A 17,896-nucleotide genomic window follows, 5' to 3' on the forward strand; every position below is an offset into this window, starting at 1 on the left:
CGTCCCGGGCGTCCCGGGCAGGCGCTCGAGGGCGTTACGCCGCCCGGCAGTTGAGCACGGCCCCGCCGAAGCGGTTGTCGGTGCTGCAGGTGTTCAGGCCCGCGCCGCCGTCGACGGTGCCGTGCGGGCCGACGACCAGGGCCGTGCCGCCCGGTCCTCGGATGATGTCGTCGCCGTCACCGCCCACGACGGAGGCGGGGTTGACCTGCCCGATCTCCGGCACCTCGATGACATCGGCGCCCGGACCCCCGTCGATGCTTCCGGCGTTCGTCTCGGTTCCACCGAAGGCGCCGGTGCGAATGGTGTCGTCGCCCTCGCCGCCCCAGATCTGGAGCTGGTGGCCGTACCCGCGGCCCTCCACCCTGTCGACGGTGATCGAGTCGTTGCCCTTGCCGCCGTCCACGGTGCCGTCCGCGCTTTCGATGACGATGGTGTCGTTGCCGTCACCTCCCTTGACGGCGGAGCGGTCGAACCGCCCGCTCTTGTCGAGTTCCGTGACACGTATCGTGTCGTGGCCCGCGTCGCCGCTGATCGTGCTGTTGACGGCGACAGAGCCGGTCTCGATGACGTCGTTGCCGTCACCGCCGCTGACCGTTCCCAGGACGACGCCGCCGGTGGCAATCGTGTCGTCGCCCGCCCCTCCGTCGACCGTGCCCCTGACGTTCTCGTCGCCGTACTGGTCGCCCTTGCCGGTGACGGTGATCTCGTCCTCGCCGTCACCGCCGTTCACGCTGCCGGACAGGACCTGGTGGACGGTGATGATGTCGTCGCCGCCCAGGCCGTTGACCGTGCCGCGGACGATGCCGGTCCCGGCGCCGCTGAGGGGGATCTCGATGATGTCCGCCTTGTCGGTGCCGTTGAGAGTCGTGCCGGCGGGGATCCCCTGCGCGCAGACGATGCGCTCGCCGCCGCCGGACAGCGGGTAGCGGACGCAGCCGGGCGGATCGGCGGGGGCCGCGTGCGCCGCGTGCGCGGGTGACGCCGACAGGGCGGCGGTCACGGCGAGGGCGAGGGTGGCTGAGAGCCTTCTGAGGTTCACAGTCCTCACACCGCCCCGCAGTTGGTGACGGTGCCGCCCGCGCGGTTGTCGGTGCGGCAGAGGTTGTCGCCGCGCCCGCCGTCGACGGTCCCGTATGGGCCGACGACGACCGAGGTGCCACCCGGCCCCTGGATGACGTCATCGTCGTCGTCCCCGGAGACCATGGCGTTCCTGCCCAGCCCGACGGACGGCACCTCGATGAGGTCGGCCCCCGCACCCCCACGGACGAGACCGGGGAGTTCCCCGTCGTCGACGCCGATCGCCCCGAGGCGGATGACGTCGGCGCCCTCGTCGCCGTCGACGGTGACGGTTCTGATGAGGCGGCCCGTCAGACGGCCGATCCCGTTCACGGTGATCTCGTCCGCACCCGGGCCGCCGTGGAGCGGGCCGCTGAGCGACCCGACCGTGATGGTGTCGTTGCCCGGCCCGCCGTCGAGGCGGCTCGACTTGTCGTACGCGGGTACGACGTAGGCGGCGAGCTGGAGGGTGTCGTTTCCTTCGCCGCCGTCGATCACGGCGCTGTGCACGCCGCCGGTGGTGATCCTGTCGTCCCCGGCCCCACCGTCGATGAGCCCCCGGAACGACACGCCTCCAGTGGTGATGGTGTCGTCGCCCGCGCCGCCGTGGATGGGGCCCTCGACGCTGAACCTGTCCTGGTCGGTCACGGTGATCCGGTCGTCGCCGTCACCGCCGTCGATGGAGCCACGGATCTCGAAGCTGCCGCCGCTCGCGCGGATCCTGTCGACGGTGATGACGTCGTCCCCACCGAGGCCGTTGACAGCGCCGTTCAGATGCGCGTCGCCGCCGCTGACCTCGATGATGTCCGCCTTGTCGGTGCCGTTGAGGGACGTACCGGCGGGGACGCCCTGGGAGCACACGATGTGGACCCCGCCGGTCGGTAAGGCGCTCCGGGTGCAGCCGGGCGGGTCGGCGGGGGCTTCGGCGACCGCGGCCGGGGCCGCCCAAGCCACGAACGCGAGGCTCACGGCGAGCGAACCGACGGCTCTGCGTACATGACGTACATGTCTGGAAGGCATTGCGCCAGGCTTGCCGTGCTTCACGGACCTCACAAGCGGGGAATCGGACCTGCCGGATCCATCACGTTGTGCAGCGTCTTCGGATCCACGAACGGCGCCGCCCGCGTCGGACGCGAGTACCAGAGCAACGGCCACGTGTTCCCCGTCAACGCGGGTACCCCGATGTACGCGATCGTGCGCGTTCCGCTGAACCACTGGACGCCCACGGGCCACGGGTAGTTCTTCGCCGTGCCCGGCGGCAGCAGGAAGTACGTCCAGCGGAACCCCTTCGCCTCGCACACCACCGGCCCGGGGTCGGGCGCGGCGCGTTCGATGAGCTGCAGGGCGAACTCTTCACCCTGCACGCCCTGGGCGCGCACGGCGTCGAAGTGCACGCCGCAGCGCCACAGGTGGTGTCCTGCCAGCGGAACCCACTCTGGACGGAAGGCAATTGTTGAGGTTGGTGGGTGAGTTTCGTCTTTCACGGCGAACACGATGGGTGATCGTGCCTAGCCTGACCAGTGACTGGAGGTGGACCCCCGGTTCGGTACGCGACTGCGGGGGAATGCCGGGAGGGAGAAGCATGTCGGACGGCAGGCAAGCCCGGTCCAAGTCGGCGACGATGCGGATGTTCGGAGCGGTGCTGCAAGCGGTGCGCAGGCGCGCGGGCGTGAGCAGGGAGCGGCTCGCCGAGGCGGCGAAGTACTCGGTGGACATGATCTGTTCGGTCGAACAGGGACGGCGAAAGCCGTCGATCCAGCTCATCGAAGCGGCGGAGGAGCTGTGCGATGGGGGAGGGCTGCTACGGGAGGCGGCGAAGCACATCGTGCAGAGCAAGTTCCCGGACTGGTTCGAGGAGTACGCGAAGTACGAGGAGGAGTGCGCCCAGCTCGGGGTCTACGAGAACCACGTCATCCCCGGTCTGTTCCAGACCGAGGACTACGCGCGGGCGGTGTTCCGGAGCAGCAGGCCGATCCTCGACGAGGAACAGATCGAGGAGATGGTGACGGCCCGACTGGAGCGCCAGCGGCTGCTGGACCGGAGCCCGATTCCGGTGATCAGCGCGGTGATCGAGCAGGTCGCGCTGGAACGGCCGCTCGGCGGCAAGGAAGTCATGCGGGGGCAGCTGCGGCACCTGTTGCAGATTGCCGAACGGCGCAACGTCGACCTGCAGATCATGCCGACGAAGCGCGAGACCCATGCCGGGCTCGATGGGGCCATGTGGCTGGTCGAGACGCAGGACGAGCAGAGGCTGGTCTATTTCGAGGGGCAGAAGGGCAGCGTGCTGCACACGGGCCCCAAGGAGGTCTCTGCCCTGAACATGCGCTATGCGATCCTGCGATCGCAGGCGCTCACCCCTGAAGACTCGGTGAGCGTGATCGAGGAGATGCTGGGAGAGCTGTGAACAACGAATCCCGAATATCGGGCCATGAAGGTCTGGACTGGTTCAAGTCCAGCTACAGCGGCAGTGATGGCGGCGCGTGCGTCGAAGTCGCCTACGCCTGGCGGAAGGCCAGCTACAGCGGTGGCGATGGCGGCGACTGCGTCGAGGTGGCGACCTGCCCCGACACCGTCCACGTCCGGGACTCGAAGCTTGAGCTCCGAGCTCCGAGACTCGACGTCACCCCCGCCGCGTGGGCGGAATTCACGGGTTTCGTAGCCCGGGTTTGAGACCCGAGCTCCGAGGGCCGAGACCCGAGCGCTGCTTTAGAGGAATGGGTGGTGGGGGATATCTCCCACCCACCCTCCCAAGTCGCCCATACCACAAGTGTGGTGACTTGACGTGATCCGGTTGCGACGCGGAGTGCGGACGCCCTAACGTCCTTAACAACAGACGACCCCGGCCGGTGCTCGAACACCGATCCGGGGCCTGACCTGCTAGATCGAATAAAACCCAAGGATTCGATCCATGGCTGTTGCCAACTCTACTGACGCCCTGCCCACTCCCGCACACCCGATGGCCAATCCGGGCTACGGAAAGCGCGTCGCGCCCGACCAGGCGCCGCGCACGGCGAACGACTTCGCACATCTGCCCAGGCGCGAGGCGTCGATCGCCGCGTTCATCGACCAGCTGCCCGAAGGGGCGGCGATGGACGCGAAGACGCTGGCGAAGGTCCTCCCGGACTACGGCCAGCAGGCGTGCCGCTCGGCGCTGCGGTACCTGCGCGAGGCGGGTCACCTGCTCGTTCGTCCCGTCGTCGAGGCCACGGAGGCGGGCAAGCGCTGGGTGACGCGTACGTTCTTCTCGCGCACCGCGCGCCCCACCTCGTGGTGGGAACGGCTGCTGCGAGGTGACGTACCGTCCGTGGAGCGCCCGGAACCGGAGCCGGATCGGGTGCCGGAAGAACCCCGCCGCTCGCGCGCGTACCGCGCCCTCGCTTCTCTCGGTCGTATCGACCCCAGACTGACGCTTTCCGCTGCCGAGTGCGCGGAACTCGAACCCCTCGCCGCGCGGTGGCTGGCGCTCGACACGACCCCCGAACAGATGACGGCGGCCCTGACGGCCGGCCTGCCGCATCCGATCAACAGACCCGCCGGACTCATGCGCGAACGACTGGAGCGAAAAATGCCCCCCGTGCCCGCGAGATTCACCCATCCCCCCACCCCCGTCCGCCCCGGCGAGGCCCTGCCCCCCGACGAAGTCGCCCGCCACGCCGACAGACTCCGCGCCGCCGCCGGCATCGCCCGTAAGAGGGGCGCATCATGACCGCGCCGCCGTTGGTGAGGGCACCATGGGAGGGAGGAGGCGACGCCATGACCCGTAGCACCGGTATGACCCCCCGGCCCCAGATGCCCGTCGAGGACTTCGAGGAGCTCGCTCGTACCGCGCCGGAGACCGTCCGGCTTGAGTTCATCAGCGGAAAGGTAAAGGTCAAGCCGGTGCCGGACGGTAACCACAGCGAGATCGTCATGTGGCTGCTGAAGCAGTGCATGCAGCAGCGTCCGGAGCTTGCGCTCTACCCTGAGCAGGGGCTGAGGGTGGAGACGTACCGTAAGGGCAGGGCTCGCCCGGACGGCTCCCTCGCGCCCCTGAAGCACTTCGCCGGCCAAGGAGAGTGGGCCGCCCCCGAGGGTGTGCTGATGACGGTCGAGGTCACTTCACACGATTCCGACACCGATCGCCGAGACCGGCGCGAGAAGCGCGACGGGTACGCGGCTGCGGACATTCCCGTGTACCTCCTCGTCGACCGTGACCGAGGTGAGGTCACCGTGCACACCGAACCGGTGAGAGGCCGGTACCGCAGCGTCGTCACGCGGTCCTTCGGTGAGAGCGTCGAGATTCCCGACCCCGTCCGCATCGTCCTCGACACCGAGGAGCTGAAGGAATTCGCGGACTGACCTCCGGGGACCGGAAATCTCACCATGTGGGACCCCCGTGGCCGATTCCGACCTCTCGTTAGACTCGGACCCGACCGCATTACGTATAGCTGCGAGGAGCGCACGTGGGCCTTGTCGTGCAGAAGTACGGAGGCTCATCCGTTGCCGATGCCGAGGGCATCAAGCGGGTCGCCAAGCGAATCGTGGAAGCCAAGAAGAACGGCCACCAGGTGGTCGTCGTGGTTTCCGCGATGGGCGACACGACGGACGAGTTGATCGATCTCGCTGAGCAGGTGTCGCCGATGCCTGCCGGGCGTGAGTTCGACATGCTGCTGACGGCCGGAGAGCGGATCTCCATGGCGCTGCTGGCGATGGCGATCAAAAACCTCGGCCATGAGGCGCAGTCCTTCACGGGCAGCCAGGCCGGTGTGATCACGGACGGGGCCCACAACAAGGCGCGCATCATCGATGTCACGCCGGGCCGCATCCAGCAGTCCGTCGACGCGGGCAACATCGCCATCGTGGCGGGCTTCCAGGGTGTGTCCGCGGACAAGAAGGACATCACGACCTTGGGTCGTGGCGGCAGTGACACGACGGCCGTCGCGCTGGCGGCCGCGCTGGACGCCGAGGTGTGCGAGATCTACACGGATGTCGACGGTGTGTTCACCGCCGACCCGCGGGTGGTGAAGAAGGCCCGCAAGATCGACTGGATCTCGTTCGAGGACATGCTGGAGCTGGCGAGCTCCGGTTCCAAGGTGCTGCTGCACCGCTGCGTCGAGTACGCACGTCGTTACAACATCCCGATCCACGTCCGGTCGTCCTTCTCGGGGCTGCCCGGCACCTGGGTCAGCAACGAACCGCAAGGGGACCAGCCGATGGAGCAGGCGATCATCTCGGGCGTCGCACACGACACCTCCGAGGCGAAGGTCACGGTCGTCGGGGTGCCGGACAAGCCGGGCGAGGCCGCGACGATCTTCCGCGCGATCGCGGACGCCGACATCAACATCGACATGGTCGTGCAGAACGTCTCCGCCGCGACGACGGGTCTGACGGACATCTCCTTCACCCTCCCGAAGACCGAGGGCCGCAAGGCCATCGAGGCGCTGGAGAAGACCAAGCCCGGCATCGGCTTCGACTCGCTGCGCTACGACGACCAGATCGCGAAGATCTCGCTGGTCGGCGCGGGCATGAAGACGAACCCGGGTGTCACGGCGACGTTCTTCGAGGCCCTGTCCAACGCCGGGGTGAACATCGAGCTGATCTCGACGTCGGAGATCCGCATCTCGGTCGTCACGCGCGCCGACGACGTGCAGGACGCCGTGCGCGCCGTGCACACGGCGTTCGGCCTGGACAGCGAGAGCGACGAGGCCGTCGTCTACGGAGGCACTGGCCGATGACGGCCGCCGCCGTTCCCGGTGCCGCCGCGCGCGGCGCCGGGTCCGGCCGGGCCGGTCGGCCCACGCTCGCCGTCGTCGGTGCCACGGGCGCCGTCGGCGGTGTGATGCTGGAGATCCTTTCGCGGCACGCGGACATATGGGGCGAGATCCGGCTGATCGCGTCCCCGCGCTCGGCCAGCCGGAAGCTGACCGTCCGTGGCGAGGAGACCGAGGTCGTCGCGCTGAGCGAGGAGGCGTTCGAGGGCGTCGCCGTCGCGATGTTCGACGTTCCGGACGAGATCTCGGCGCGCTGGGCGCCGATCGCGGTGTCCAAGGGCGCCGTCGTCGTGGACAACTCCGCCGCTTTCCGGATGGACCCGGACGTACCCCTGGTCGTACCCGAGATCAACGCGCACGCCGCCCGGATGCGGCCGCGCGGGATCATCGCCAACCCCGGCTGCGCCACCCTGGCGATGATCGTCGCGGTGGGCGCGCTGCACTCCGCGTTCGGGCTGGACGAGCTGATCGTCTCCACGTACGAGGCGGCCTCCGGCGCCGGCCGGGCCGGGGCGGACGCGCTCCGGGCGCAGCTCGCGGCCGTGGCCGGTACGGAGCTGGGGACGCACCCCGGCGACCTGCGCCGCGCGGTGGGGGAGGGTACGGGCCCGTTCCCGGCGCCGGTGGCGCTGAACGTGGTGCCGTGGGCGGGGACGCACTCCGGCGGCGCCTCGGCCGAAGACCGGGCCGGCTGGTCCTCCGCCGAGCTGGCGATACGCGACCAGAGCCGCAAGATCCTGGGACTGCCGGGGCTGCGGGTGAGCGCGACCTGCGTCCGCGTCCCCGTGATCACGACCCACTCGCTGAGCGTCCACGCGCGCTTCGAGAACGAGGTGACCGTGGAGCGGGCGCACGAGGTGCTGGCCAACGCTCCGGGCGTGGTGCTGTGCGACAGCCCCGCCGAAGGGGAGTACCCCACTCCGGCGGACGCCGTCGGCACCGATCCGGCGTGGGTCGGGAGGGTACGACGGTCACTGGACGACCCGAGAGCGCTCGAGTTCTTCGTCTGCGCGGACAATCTGCGCAAGGGGGCCGCCCTGAACACGGCGCAGATCGCGGAATGCGTGGCGGCCGAGCTTACTGCTCCGTAATACTTGGTGGACGGCTGGGGAATGTGTGAAGGTCCTGTGATCAACTCGTTGGTCCAGACCTCTTGAACTGGGTAGATGCAGTGTTCGAGGATTTCGCTCCCCGCCCGCCGCAACCGCGCCCTGGGCGGGGGTCGTCTTTGTCGCCGTCCTTAGCGACGGTGCCGGGGCACGGGGTATGAACCGGGGCATTGAGGAAGAGCTGGTACGCATGAGGGCACATGGCGCTTCGTCATGCGGCGCGTCGTCCGACGCGTCCCATGGCGCTTCGTCGATCGCCATGCCTGGCGCGTACAACCCTGACGGGGGGAAGCGTGTCCAACAGGCGTGGCAGAGGTCATCAGCATCGCAACGGTACCGAGGCGCGGCAGCGCAGCGGTGCGTCCGCGTTCCGGAGCACCGGGCGGTATGCCGGTGATCGCTCCCTGGTCGGCCGCCCGCCCCGGGCAGCTTCCGCCGCAGGTGCCCGCACAGTCCTCCGCGACGTCCGCGCAGCCCGCCCCCGGCCCCGCCTCGGTCGCGCAGCTCGCACCCATCACGCCGATCTCCTCGGCGCTCTCCCCGCAGGCGTCACCGCAGCCGTCCACACGGCCGACGCCGCGCCCGGGGGACGCTGACGAGGCGATGGCTGAGGGCACCACAGTCGACCATCTCACCGAGACCTACCGGGCCCACTACCGGTCGCTGCTCGGCCTCGCCGCCCTGCTCCTCGACGACACCGCCTCCTGTGAGGACGTGGTGCAGGAAGCGTTCATCCGGGTCCACTCGGCGCGCAACCGCGTCCGCGACCCGGAGAAGACCCTCGCCTACCTGCGGCAGACTGTCGTCAATCTCTCCCGCTCCGCGCTCCGGCGCCGCATCCTCGGGCTGAAGCTGCTGTCCAAGCCGATGCCCGACATGGCGAGCGCGGAGGAAGGCGCGTACGAACAACTGGAGCGGGATCAATTGATCAAAGCGATGCGAGGACTGCAGCGCCGCCAGCGCGAGGTCCTCGTCCTGCGCTATTTCGCCGACATGACCGAGGCCCAGGTCGCCGAGACCCTCGGCCTCTCCCTGGGCTCGGTCAAGGCGTACGGCTCGCGGGGCATCGCGGCACTCCGGATCGCCATGGAGGCACCGGTATGAGCCACCAGCACTTCCCGCACTCCCCGGAAGGGCGTGATAAGCCGGAATCCTCCGGCCCCCGCGCGCACGACATGACACACGACACGAACCACTCCGGCGACCGGCCCCAGGGGAGCGACTCTCTCGGCTCCCTCGGCTCTCTCGACGAGCAGGCGCTGCGCCGACTGCTGCACGGCGCAGTCGACGACCTCGAGCCCTCGCCCGACGCGCTGGAGCACCTCCACCGTGCCGTACCCGCCCGGCGCACCCGGCGCCGGCAGGCCGTCGTCGGCGCCGCCGCCGCGGTGATCCTGGGCGCGACGGCCCTGCCCGCCCTCATCCACGTCGCCACCACCGCGGGCACCGCGGACGACCACGCCGCCAACGCCGCCAGCAGCCGCCAGCGCACCCACGAACTCACGGGCGGACAGCGCGGCGCCGACGGCGACGAGGTGGAGCCGGAGCACAGCCACGGCTCCACCCAGCCGGACGAGCGGAAGAAGGACGAGGAGAAGAAACGGGAGGACGAGCGGAAGAAGGACGGCGGCAGCGCCACCGGCCCGACCGGCTCCATCGCCGGCACCGCCCCCGCCCCCGGACCCACCCTCATCGCCGCCTCGCCCACCTGCGACCGCGACCAGCTCGGCAAGGGCACCAGCACCGTCGGCGCCGCCGACAAGAACGGCAAGATCTACGGCACGTTCCGCGTCGTCAACGTCTCCGGCACCGTCTGCTCCGTCGCCGGCTCCGGCGTCGTCGCCGCGCGCGCCCAGGGCAGCGCGGACAGCACCCGGGTCACCGTCGTCGACCACACGTCGGGCGACGCCGCGCCCGCGCTGCCCGACCCCTCGGTCCAGCCCAGCCAGGTCATCCTCCAGCCGGGACAGGCCTACGAGATCAAGTTCGCGTGGGTCCCGGCGGCCGACGGCGGCCCCAACGGCTGCGCCCGGCCGACGGCCCCCACGGCCACCCCGCAGACCACCGCCGCCACCGCGGCGCCCAGCGCGACGAAGGCGGAGGAGAAGGTCCAGCCCCAGGACCCGGACCAGCCCAAGCCCCCCGCCACGGTCGTCCTCAGCCACACCCCGGACGTAGGCGAACCCAAGGCCGCCGACGCCACCCTCCCCGACGCCTGCGCGGGAACGATCTACCGCACGGGACCGCTGGCGGCACCGACTTCGCCGGCGGCTTAACCCCGGCCGATAGGTGCCGGGGCGGTGCCCGTACCGTGGTGGTGTGTATCGGTTCCTGCTGACTCCCCGCTGGTGGGGGATCAACGTCTTCGCCGTGCTGGCCATCCCCTTCTGTCTCTTCATGGGGAGCTGGCAGCTCAGCCGATTCGAGACGCGTGTCGACTCGCACCACGAGCAGCAGACCCAGGCCGACGACGCCCGGGCGGCCGCCTCCGCACCCCTGCGCGAACTGCTGCCTGTGAGCACCGAGACCTCCGGACGGCAGGCCACCGCCACCGGCCGCTACGACACCGGGCACCAGCTGCTCGTACCCGACCGGGACCTCGACGAGCGCAAGGGCTTCTACGTCCTGACCCTGCTGCGCACCGACGGAGGGAAGGCCCTGCCGGTCGTCCGGGGCTGGCTCCCCGGCGCCGCCGACGCGTCCGCCGATGCCGCCAAGGTGCCCGCCCCGCCGTCCGGCGAGGTCACCGTGACCGGTGCGCTCCAGTCCTCGGAGAGCTCGACGTCCAAGGGCGTCCACTCCTCCGGAGGGCTGCCCCAGGGCCAGGTCGGCGTGATCAGCGCCGCCTCGCTGGTGAACCTGGTGCCGTACGGGGTGTACGACGCGTGGATCACCCTGCGCGAGGCGCCCGCCCCGCTGACCGCCGTGCCCCCGGCCGCCCCCCCGAACAGTGGTCTGGACCTCAAGGCCTTCCAGAACCTCGGCTACACCGGTGAGTGGTTCGTCTTCGCCGGCTTCGTCGCCTTCATGTGGTTCCGGCTCCTCCGCCGCGAGGCCGAGGCCGCCCGGGACCTGGCGCTGGGCATCACCCCCGAGGACCCGGACGCTCCGAAGCCGGACGCTCCGAAGCCGGACGCTCCGAAGCCGGACGGTCCGAAGCCGGACGGCCCAGATGACGCTCCGCAAAAGCGATCTCCAGCCGAAGCTGCTTGATCCGCTCCTCCGTCACCAGCGAGCCGTGCCCCGCGTCGTAGCGGTAGACCTCGTGCGGGTGGCCGCGCAGCTTCAGCCGCTCGACGTAGTTCTCCACCTGACGTATCGGGCAGCGGGGATCGTTCACCCCGGCCGAGATGTAGACGGGCGCGCGCACCTCGTCGACGTACGTCAGCGGTGACGACGCGGCGTAGCGCTCCGGCACCTCCTCGGGCGTGCCGCCCAGCAGGGTCCGGTCCAGAGCCTTCAATGCCTCCATCTCGTCGTGGTAGGCCGTCACATAGTCCGCGACCGGCACGGCGGCCAGGCCCAGCGCCCAGGACCCGGGCTGGGTGCCCAGGCCCAGCAGCGTCAGATAACCGCCCCAGGACCCACCGGCCAGCACCAGCCGCTCGGGGTCGGCGAGCCCCGAGGCCACGGCCCACTCCCGGACGGCGGCGATGTCCTCCAGCTCGATCAGCCCGACGCGGTGCTTGAGGGCGTCCGTCCAGGCCCGCCCGTAACCCGTGGAGCCCCGGTAGTTGACGCGGACGACCGCGAACCCGTGATCCACCCAGGCGGCGGTCGCGGCCGCGAAGGCGTCGCTGTCGTGCCAGGTGGGGCCGCCGTGGATGTCGAAGACCGTCGGGAACGGACCCTCGCCCGCAGGCTGCTGCACCAGCGCGTGGACCGTGCCGCCCGGCCCCTCGACCCAGGCGTCGGTGACCGGCACCGAGTCCGGGGCGTGGGTGACTCCGTGCGTCGCCGCCGGCGGCTCCAGCACCACGTGACCGGCCGTGGACCGCACGACCGGCGGCTTGGCGGCCGAGGACCACAGGAACTCCACCGTCCCGTCCGGCCGCGGCAGCGCCCCGGACACCGTGCCCGGCGGGGTGTCGAGCCGGGTCAGCTCACCGCTGCCCAGCTCGTACCGCCAGAGCTCGCTGCGTGCCTGGTAGCCGTGGACGATGAGCAGCGCGGAGCCGTCGGGGTACCAGTCGGCGTCGAGGTCGCCGGGCAGGTCGATGTCGAGCGGCGTCTCCTCACCCGTGACCGCGTCCCACAGCATGGGCTCCCAGCGGCCGCGCCGCTGGTGGCCGACGAGCAGCCGCGAATCCCCGTCGACGGGCGCGAAGCCCATCACGGACAGGCCCAGTTCCTCGGTGCCGCCGCAGGTGTCGTCGAGCTCGCCGACGGCCGTGCCGTCCACGCGCACGACGCGGACGGCGGAGTGCATGGCGTCACCGTGCTCGGTGTGTTCTATGGCGATGAGCGTGCCGTCGTGGGACAGATCGCCGACGCCCGCGGACTGCTGGTGCCGGTAGATCTCCACGGCGTCGTGGCCGGGCCTTATGACGTGGACGGACGAGCCCGTCTTGTCCGTGGAACGGCCGATGACGGCCGTCCCGTCCCGGCCGAGCGCCAGCCCGTCCGGGTACGACGGCTCCAGGCCCGGCGCGGCGGGCTCGTCGGGCCCGCCGTGGAAGGGCTGGCGGACCCAGACGCCGAACTCGTCCCCGTCGGTGTCGGAGAACCACCAGATCCACTCCCCGTCCGGGGACAGCACTCCGCCCGTCGTCCCGTTGGGCCGGTCCGTGACCTGGCGCTGCGTGCCCGTGGCCCGGTCCCAGGCGTACAGCTCGAAGGTCCCCGTGGCGCTGGAGGTGAACAGCGACCGGTCCGGGGCGTCCTCCGCCCACCTCGGCAGTCCTGTACGCGGCGCCCGGAAGCGCTTCTCCCAGTCCGGCATGGTGGCGATGGAGGCGATGGGCGTCTCGGCCGCGCCGCCTCGCAGGGACCCGTTGCTCTCAGTCATGCCCCCCATTCTGCGCTGCCGGCCCGACAACGCGTCGGGGAGCGGCCGAGCCTGTGGATAACTTGGCCGGCGCCCTGCTGACGGCCGCTCTGCGACCCCTGGACGCAGCGCTGTTGGGCACGTCACGACCACATTCGTCGCGAGCGCCGCTGTCACGACCGACATAGCAGTCGAGCCCGCTGACGCGAGCGTGACGGAGGCCGTTCACCTGCGTGGCCCGCGTGGCCCGCGTGGGTCGCCAGTGAGGGAAGGAGCGTCTGGGGAGCGGCGCCGGAGATGCGGCGGGCGATGTGTCCTACATCACCTGTCCGGGCCCTCGATGTGCTGCTGCGGGGCCGCCGGTAGCGGGAGCTCCGAGATTCCGCTTTTCTAGATCCACTCCAACCTCACTCCAATCGGAGCGCTCGGGCGATCCGGAAACGACTCAGGCCCGGTCTTCTCTGCGAGAAGACCGGGCCTGAGCTGGTTATTCAGCTGTCGGGGTGGCGGGATTTGAACCCACGACCTCTTCGTCCCGAAGCAACTTGGGTTCGCGGTCGCCCTGGGGCGGGGGTGTCTCTGACCTGCTGCGACTATCCGTAGGCGTGCGCGCTTGTCCGCTGCTGTGCGTGGGCGTTGTCACGCAGTTAGACACTCACTCCTCTCGGGAGCGCACAACCGTTAGACGTGTCGCCACTCTGCAGGAGAGTGTCACTGGCGCAGGAGTCGCACCTTCTGCTGCTCGAACTCGATGGGGCTCAAGATGCCCTGATCTCGCAGTGCGGCCAGCTTGATCAATTCGTCTGCCACTGAGGCAGGCGGCATGGTTGCAGGCGGTGCCTGCGGTACGTGCTGCGCGGCAATCGCCTGATCGAGGGCTGCCCGAAGCTTCTCGAACGCCGGCTGTTGCTTCTGCATGAAGACAACCGAGTTCTCATCCTTCGCGGCGCTCGCAGTTTGTCCGCCAAAGGCTGACCTGCGCTCGTTGCCCCCCGGTAGCGTGAACTGGATGAAGCCGTTCACGAATGGGCCAGCGGGCTTCCACTGGATGGCAGAGATCTGTGAGATGTGTAGGCGCTTCTCGCCCTTGCCGACAGTCGCACGTGCGAGGAACCCCTTGCGAGTGATCGTGACGTACTGGCCGTCGAACTGGATCTGGCCGCCCTGGCCGCTGGCTTCGATCACGGCGTTGCCCCCCTTTGTATCGATGGGCATCGTGGTACGAGGTTCGTCTGTTGCCACCGTTCCCTGCAGGTAGCTGCCTTCGTTCCCAGATGCAGGCGACCTCTTGGGCCCGTTGCTGAGGTCTTTCTCCTGCCGAATAAAACGATGATGATGTCTCCCGGACACGTGTCGTTGCTGTAGCGACTACGGGATAGCCGGATGGTCGGCGACCGCGATACGCGACACGAGCGGAGCGTCTCCACCGGGCTCAACCGCAGCGCGGCAGCAGCCCGCTTCCCCTCAGCCTCGGCCGACGGAGGGTCTCCTCGCGCGCGTGGGCGCATGACGGCGGGAGAACGGCGACCAGCTCGACTCAACCGCACGTGCTGACCGCCGGGCCCGGCGTGCCCCCACCCTCCCCTCGTAGCCAGCCTCCTTCCCTTGTCCCGGCTGCGGGCGGTCGGGGGAAGTCCTACATGCTCCCTCGCGGGTGCCGTGGCAACGACGACGGCTGCGACGGACGGCGGCGGGAGGGCGGCTCCGGGGCTTTGGTCGGTGTCCTGACCGGGTTGGGGTCGGGCATGGTCAGGGGGCCGTACGCTGGTTGGCAACTCGGGCAGGCTTCACCCCTGCCCGCAATGTGCACGAGTGGCCCCCTGGCCTTGCTCGACGCGGGACCCGAGCCGGGGAGGTGGGTAAAGCCCCGGAGCCGCCCGGACCCCCCCACCGGCCGGCGCTCCTCTCTCCTGGCCCCGGCCTTGTCGTCCGAGGGCGCGCGGCGGTGCAGGCGCGCGGAGCGGGCCGGAGGCAGGAGCGGCAGCGCGACCGGAGCCGCAGCGCGCCCGGCGGAGCGGCAGCGGAGCCGGGAGCCTTGATGGAGTAGAGAAACTTTGACCGGGCAGGCCGTCTTGTGGTCATGGGTCCTGGCTGCTGCCATATGGGCGGGGATGACACGAAGCTGGGGGGCTCGTGTGGATGAGCTAAGGATCGTGGAGGGGAACCAGCCCGGGCGAGATCGCGTTTTTGCGGTGCTGCCAGATGGCGTGGCCGTGGCGTGGCTCGATCGCACGACAGATGAGGTCAAGATCCTTCGAGAGGAGTACGGGCCTGCGGCGCTTGAGGCTCTGGCTCCATACAGGACGCACCCGAGCGATGACCTGCCGAAGGTGCAGCGGGCTCAGCGACCTTTGTTGCCGCCCCTCACGCCGGACCTTGATCTAGCTCGCAACCGCGCGGGGGAGCTACTGAGGGAGAAGCTCGCGTCCGAGGGGCCGAACCCCTTCGAACGCTTCCTCTCCTGGGTCCTACGTCGCGACTCCGAGTGGGACTCATGGCGCGTGGGGCTGACGGGCGAGCGACGGGTCGGACGTGAGCTTGAGCGTTTATCCGGCCAGGGCTGGCGAGCCTTGCACTCGATCCCCTTGCCGAACTCGGTGGATATAGATCACCTGCTGATAGGCCCGGGCGGGGTCTTCAACATCAATACCAAGAACCACCCAGGGAAGAGCGTTTGGGTCGGCAATGACTCTGCCAGGGTCAACCACGGCCCATGGCAGCCGTACACACGCAAGGTCCGAGCCGAGGCGCGACGAGTGCAGCGCGTGCTGGAGTCCTACACCGGAACGGCGGTTCAGGTTCAGCCCGTCTTGGTCTTCGTCGGCGTCTCGGATTTGGAGTCGGCTTCCGCCCTCACCGACGTGCGGGTATGGGAACCACGGAAGATCGCTACTCTCGGCCCGATGTCGGGGCGGCTTTCTCCAGAGGAGATCGAGACCCTTTATGCGATCGCCCGCCACCGAAGCGCCTGGCTGGAAGCCTGATGGCAGCGAAACCAGCGTCCTCAGGTGAGCTGACGTCCATCATGACAGGCCAGCGCACAACCAGGGTGAGCCAGCCACCCGAGGCTATGGCAGGGTCGCTGGCCTGCCCTGCGGATCGGGTGACGCTGTCCGAGCCCTACGGTCCTGGGCTACGGTGCGATGCATGCCGCTCGCACTTGACACACCTCTCGGAGCCGAAGAACTGGCCGGATCGATGTTGCCTCCGCTCGGGAACAGGTGGCTTCATACCCAGGCAGTGGCGGAGCGCGCTAGCGAGGCAAGTCCGGCCGTGCCCGCAGACGAACGTGGACTGCTCGTGGCCGCTGCTTGGCTGCATGACATCGGGTACGCGCCAGAGCTGCGTGAAACCGGGTTTCATCCACTCGATGGCGCCCGACATCTGGAGGCACTGGGAGCACCCCTCCGGTTGGTGCGACTCGTTGCCCATCACTCCGGGGCGGTCTACGAAGCCGAACAACGTGGCCTGACCACAGAACTGGCGCAGTACGAACGTGAGGACAGTCCGCTTCTGGATGCACTGATCTTCGCGGACATGACGACGGGCCCCTCGGGGCAGCGCTTCTCCTTTGAACAGCGCATGCGCGAGATCTTGATTCGCTACGAGTCTGGAAGCGCGGTCCACACCGCGATCAGTAACGCACACCCCTATCTCGCCGCTGCTGTTGAGAGGACCCGCCAGCGCCTCTCGGATCAGCCCAAGTAAGGGGTGGAACGGTCCGACAGGCCGTGATCGATCCTCATGCGCATCGAAGGATGAATGTTCAACTCGTTCAGCTTGCGAGGGTGAACGAAGGCAACTTCCTTGCTCTCGCTGCTCGTCCTCAGTGCTCCGCCGGTGATCCGTGCGGTGAAGCAGATGGAGAACTGCTGGCGCACTTCCCCGTCGTCGTAGGCCATGACATGGGCTGGGTTGGTATACAACCCGACGAGGCCGGTCACTTTGATGTTGAACCCGGTTTCTTCCCAGGTCTCTCGAACAGCGGCGTCCACAGCGGATTCCCCTACGTCCACCCCACCGCCTGGCAGCGCCCATAGGCCATTGTCTGTTTTGTGGATCAACAGGACTTCCCCAGCGTCGTTCCGTGCGACAACGGTCACTGAAGGAACGATGCTGTTCGCTTCCGGAGCGTTCGGATCATTGAAGTAATCGACGCGAGCCATGTGCCTAGCGTCCCACGGACCATGGCGCGGTAACCCTAGGCCCGGGTGGCCCGCTCCCACGCGTAGTCGAAGCTCTTCAAGTAGTGGCGGAACGTGCGGGCTCCGGGGATGTAGCGAAAGTGCAGCACTGGGTTCTGACCGGCCGGCGCCCCAAGGACATGCGGGTTCACCAGGACGTCGTCATCGAACCGGTAGATCGAGTTGTAGAGGATGGTGTCGTGTAGCCGCACCTCGATCCCGGGCGTCGTCATGGCCGGTTCGAGGTAGCGCCGCGTGATGCGTGCGCGGGCAGCGAGATCCCCTCCGATGCCTTCCTCCTCACCACGCTGCCGCACCATCTCGGAGTCGGGGTCACCGAGGAGGATGCGGATTGCGGCCCCTGCCTTGGCTTTCTCCGCGAGTTGATCAGGCAGGTCTGGGTGGCTGTCGAAGAGGAAGAGACCGGCGTACACGAGGATTTCCAGTTGACTCTTGGTCTTATCGATCAGGGAAGACCACAGCGAGGCAGGCACCGCCCCTCGGTGAGGGTAGTAGGTGACGAGCTCTGATGAGCTGGCCGTTTCCACCTGCTTCTCAACGCTCGGCCACAGGTAGAGCTCATCAACACCGAGGAAACTGGCGGCTTTCCACCTGTGGCCCCGGTGCGGTGTGCGACCTGTCGTGATCCAGCGTTCGACGCTCTTTGGATCAACTCCGACGTGATCGGCCAACGACTGAATGGTCTCGTTCTTTACTGAGATCGCCGCGCGTAAGCGCTCGTTCGCCATGGTGCCGTGCCCTTCCGAGGGACGCCGGGACGTTTTGACGGTAGCGGAGACGTCCCCAAAC

Annotated in this window: 17 protein-coding genes and 1 pseudogene; 11 read left to right on the plus strand and 7 right to left on the minus strand. The window is 69.0% G+C overall.

Features of this window, described 5'->3' with window-relative positions; all coding sequences use genetic code 11:
* Positions 1 to 34 precede the first annotated feature (34 nt).
* The 3 genes from EKH77_RS16975 to EKH77_RS16985 all read right to left on the minus strand — a co-directional run bounded on the left by EKH77_RS16975 (position 35) and on the right by EKH77_RS16985 (position 2,549).
* Entirely contained in the window at positions 35 to 1,039 is a 1,005-nt protein-coding gene (locus EKH77_RS16975) for a calcium-binding protein (RefSeq protein ID WP_126915207.1), read from the minus strand.
* Positions 1,040 to 1,044: 5 nt separating this feature from the next.
* A complete protein-coding gene (locus EKH77_RS16980) occupies positions 1,045 to 2,010 on the minus strand; it encodes a calcium-binding protein (RefSeq protein WP_126915208.1) in 966 nt (321 codons plus the stop codon).
* A gap of 95 nt (positions 2,011 to 2,105) precedes the next feature.
* On the minus strand, positions 2,106 to 2,549 hold the full coding sequence (locus EKH77_RS16985; protein WP_240667382.1) for a hypothetical protein: 444 nt from the start codon (positions 2,547 to 2,549) through the stop codon (positions 2,106 to 2,108).
* A gap of 89 nt (positions 2,550 to 2,638) precedes the next feature.
* Here EKH77_RS16985 and EKH77_RS16990 point away from each other — a divergent pair, with 89 nt between their 5' ends.
* From EKH77_RS16990 to EKH77_RS17030, 9 genes and pseudogenes are all read left to right on the plus strand, one after another.
* Positions 2,639 to 3,460 carry a helix-turn-helix domain-containing protein gene (locus EKH77_RS16990; protein ID WP_164737807.1) on the plus strand — a complete coding sequence of 274 codons (822 nt, stop codon included), beginning with the start codon at positions 2,639 to 2,641 and terminating at the stop codon, positions 3,458 to 3,460.
* The gene (locus EKH77_RS16995) at positions 3,457 to 3,726 is read left to right on the plus strand and encodes a DUF397 domain-containing protein (protein ID WP_240667383.1); all 270 of its coding nucleotides are present in this window, start codon (positions 3,457 to 3,459) and stop codon (positions 3,724 to 3,726) included. The genes EKH77_RS16990 and EKH77_RS16995 overlap by 4 nt, the downstream gene beginning before the upstream one ends.
* A 238-nt stretch (positions 3,727 to 3,964) precedes the next feature.
* Entirely contained in the window at positions 3,965 to 4,762 is a 798-nt protein-coding gene (locus EKH77_RS17000) for a hypothetical protein (protein WP_126915210.1), read from the plus strand.
* A gap of 65 nt (positions 4,763 to 4,827) precedes the next feature.
* A complete protein-coding gene (locus EKH77_RS17005) occupies positions 4,828 to 5,394 on the plus strand; it encodes a Uma2 family endonuclease (RefSeq protein WP_126918106.1) in 567 nt (188 codons plus the stop codon).
* Positions 5,395 to 5,498: 104 nt separating this feature from the next.
* Positions 5,499 to 6,770 (plus strand): aspartate kinase, encoded by a 1,272-nt coding sequence (locus EKH77_RS17010; RefSeq protein WP_126915211.1) that lies wholly within the window; start codon positions 5,499 to 5,501, stop codon positions 6,768 to 6,770.
* Positions 6,767 to 7,897: an aspartate-semialdehyde dehydrogenase gene (locus EKH77_RS17015; RefSeq protein WP_126915212.1), complete on the plus strand. Its 1,131-nt coding sequence runs from the start codon at positions 6,767 to 6,769 to the stop codon at positions 7,895 to 7,897. Before EKH77_RS17010 ends, EKH77_RS17015 begins: the two co-directional genes overlap by 4 nt.
* A gap of 405 nt (positions 7,898 to 8,302) precedes the next feature.
* The gene (locus EKH77_RS17020; protein WP_240667384.1) at positions 8,303 to 9,019 is read left to right on the plus strand and encodes a SigE family RNA polymerase sigma factor; all 717 of its coding nucleotides are present in this window, start codon (positions 8,303 to 8,305) and stop codon (positions 9,017 to 9,019) included.
* A gap of 71 nt (positions 9,020 to 9,090) precedes the next feature.
* Entirely contained in the window at positions 9,091 to 10,191 is a 1,101-nt protein-coding gene (locus tag EKH77_RS17025) for a hypothetical protein (protein WP_206279863.1), read from the plus strand.
* Positions 10,192 to 10,234: 43 nt separating this feature from the next.
* Positions 10,235 to 11,119, plus strand: a pseudogene (locus EKH77_RS17030) (SURF1 family protein); the annotation flags it as partial.
* Here the strand turns inward: EKH77_RS17030 and EKH77_RS17035 are convergent.
* Both EKH77_RS17035 and EKH77_RS17040 read right to left on the minus strand, forming a co-directional pair.
* Positions 11,001 to 12,923, minus strand: a complete 1,923-nt coding sequence (locus EKH77_RS17035; RefSeq protein WP_126915215.1) for a S9 family peptidase — start codon at positions 12,921 to 12,923, stop codon at positions 11,001 to 11,003. The pseudogene EKH77_RS17030 and the gene EKH77_RS17035 overlap by 119 nt on opposite strands.
* A 690-nt stretch (positions 12,924 to 13,613) precedes the next feature.
* Positions 13,614 to 14,087 (minus strand): DUF4429 domain-containing protein, encoded by a 474-nt coding sequence (locus EKH77_RS17040; protein WP_126915216.1) that lies wholly within the window; start codon positions 14,085 to 14,087, stop codon positions 13,614 to 13,616.
* A gap of 968 nt (positions 14,088 to 15,055) precedes the next feature.
* Here EKH77_RS17040 and EKH77_RS17045 point away from each other — a divergent pair.
* Together EKH77_RS17045 and EKH77_RS17050 are read left to right on the plus strand one after the other, a co-directional pair.
* Positions 15,056 to 15,886 carry a nuclease-related domain-containing protein gene (locus tag EKH77_RS17045; RefSeq protein ID WP_240667385.1) on the plus strand — a complete coding sequence of 277 codons (831 nt, stop codon included), beginning with the start codon at positions 15,056 to 15,058 and terminating at the stop codon, positions 15,884 to 15,886.
* Between the two features lie 163 nt (positions 15,887 to 16,049).
* Positions 16,050 to 16,610: an HD domain-containing protein gene (locus EKH77_RS17050; RefSeq protein WP_126915218.1), complete on the plus strand. Its 561-nt coding sequence runs from the start codon at positions 16,050 to 16,052 to the stop codon at positions 16,608 to 16,610.
* On the opposite strand, the gene EKH77_RS17055 is transcribed toward EKH77_RS17050, so the two are convergent.
* Positions 16,598 to 17,068 carry an NUDIX hydrolase gene (locus EKH77_RS17055; protein ID WP_126915219.1) on the minus strand — a complete coding sequence of 157 codons (471 nt, stop codon included), beginning with the start codon at positions 17,066 to 17,068 and terminating at the stop codon, positions 16,598 to 16,600. The two genes, EKH77_RS17050 and EKH77_RS17055, sit on opposite strands and share 13 nt — an antisense overlap.
* A gap of 35 nt (positions 17,069 to 17,103) precedes the next feature.
* Positions 17,104 to 17,835, minus strand: a complete 732-nt coding sequence (locus tag EKH77_RS17060) for an XRE family transcriptional regulator (protein ID WP_126915220.1) — start codon at positions 17,833 to 17,835, stop codon at positions 17,104 to 17,106.
* Positions 17,836 to 17,896: the final 61 nt, after the last annotated feature.

Origin of the sequence: Streptomyces luteoverticillatus, from assembly GCF_003970715.1 — a bacterium.
Taxonomy (GTDB): Bacteria; Actinomycetota; Actinomycetes; order Streptomycetales; family Streptomycetaceae; genus Streptomyces; species Streptomyces abikoensis.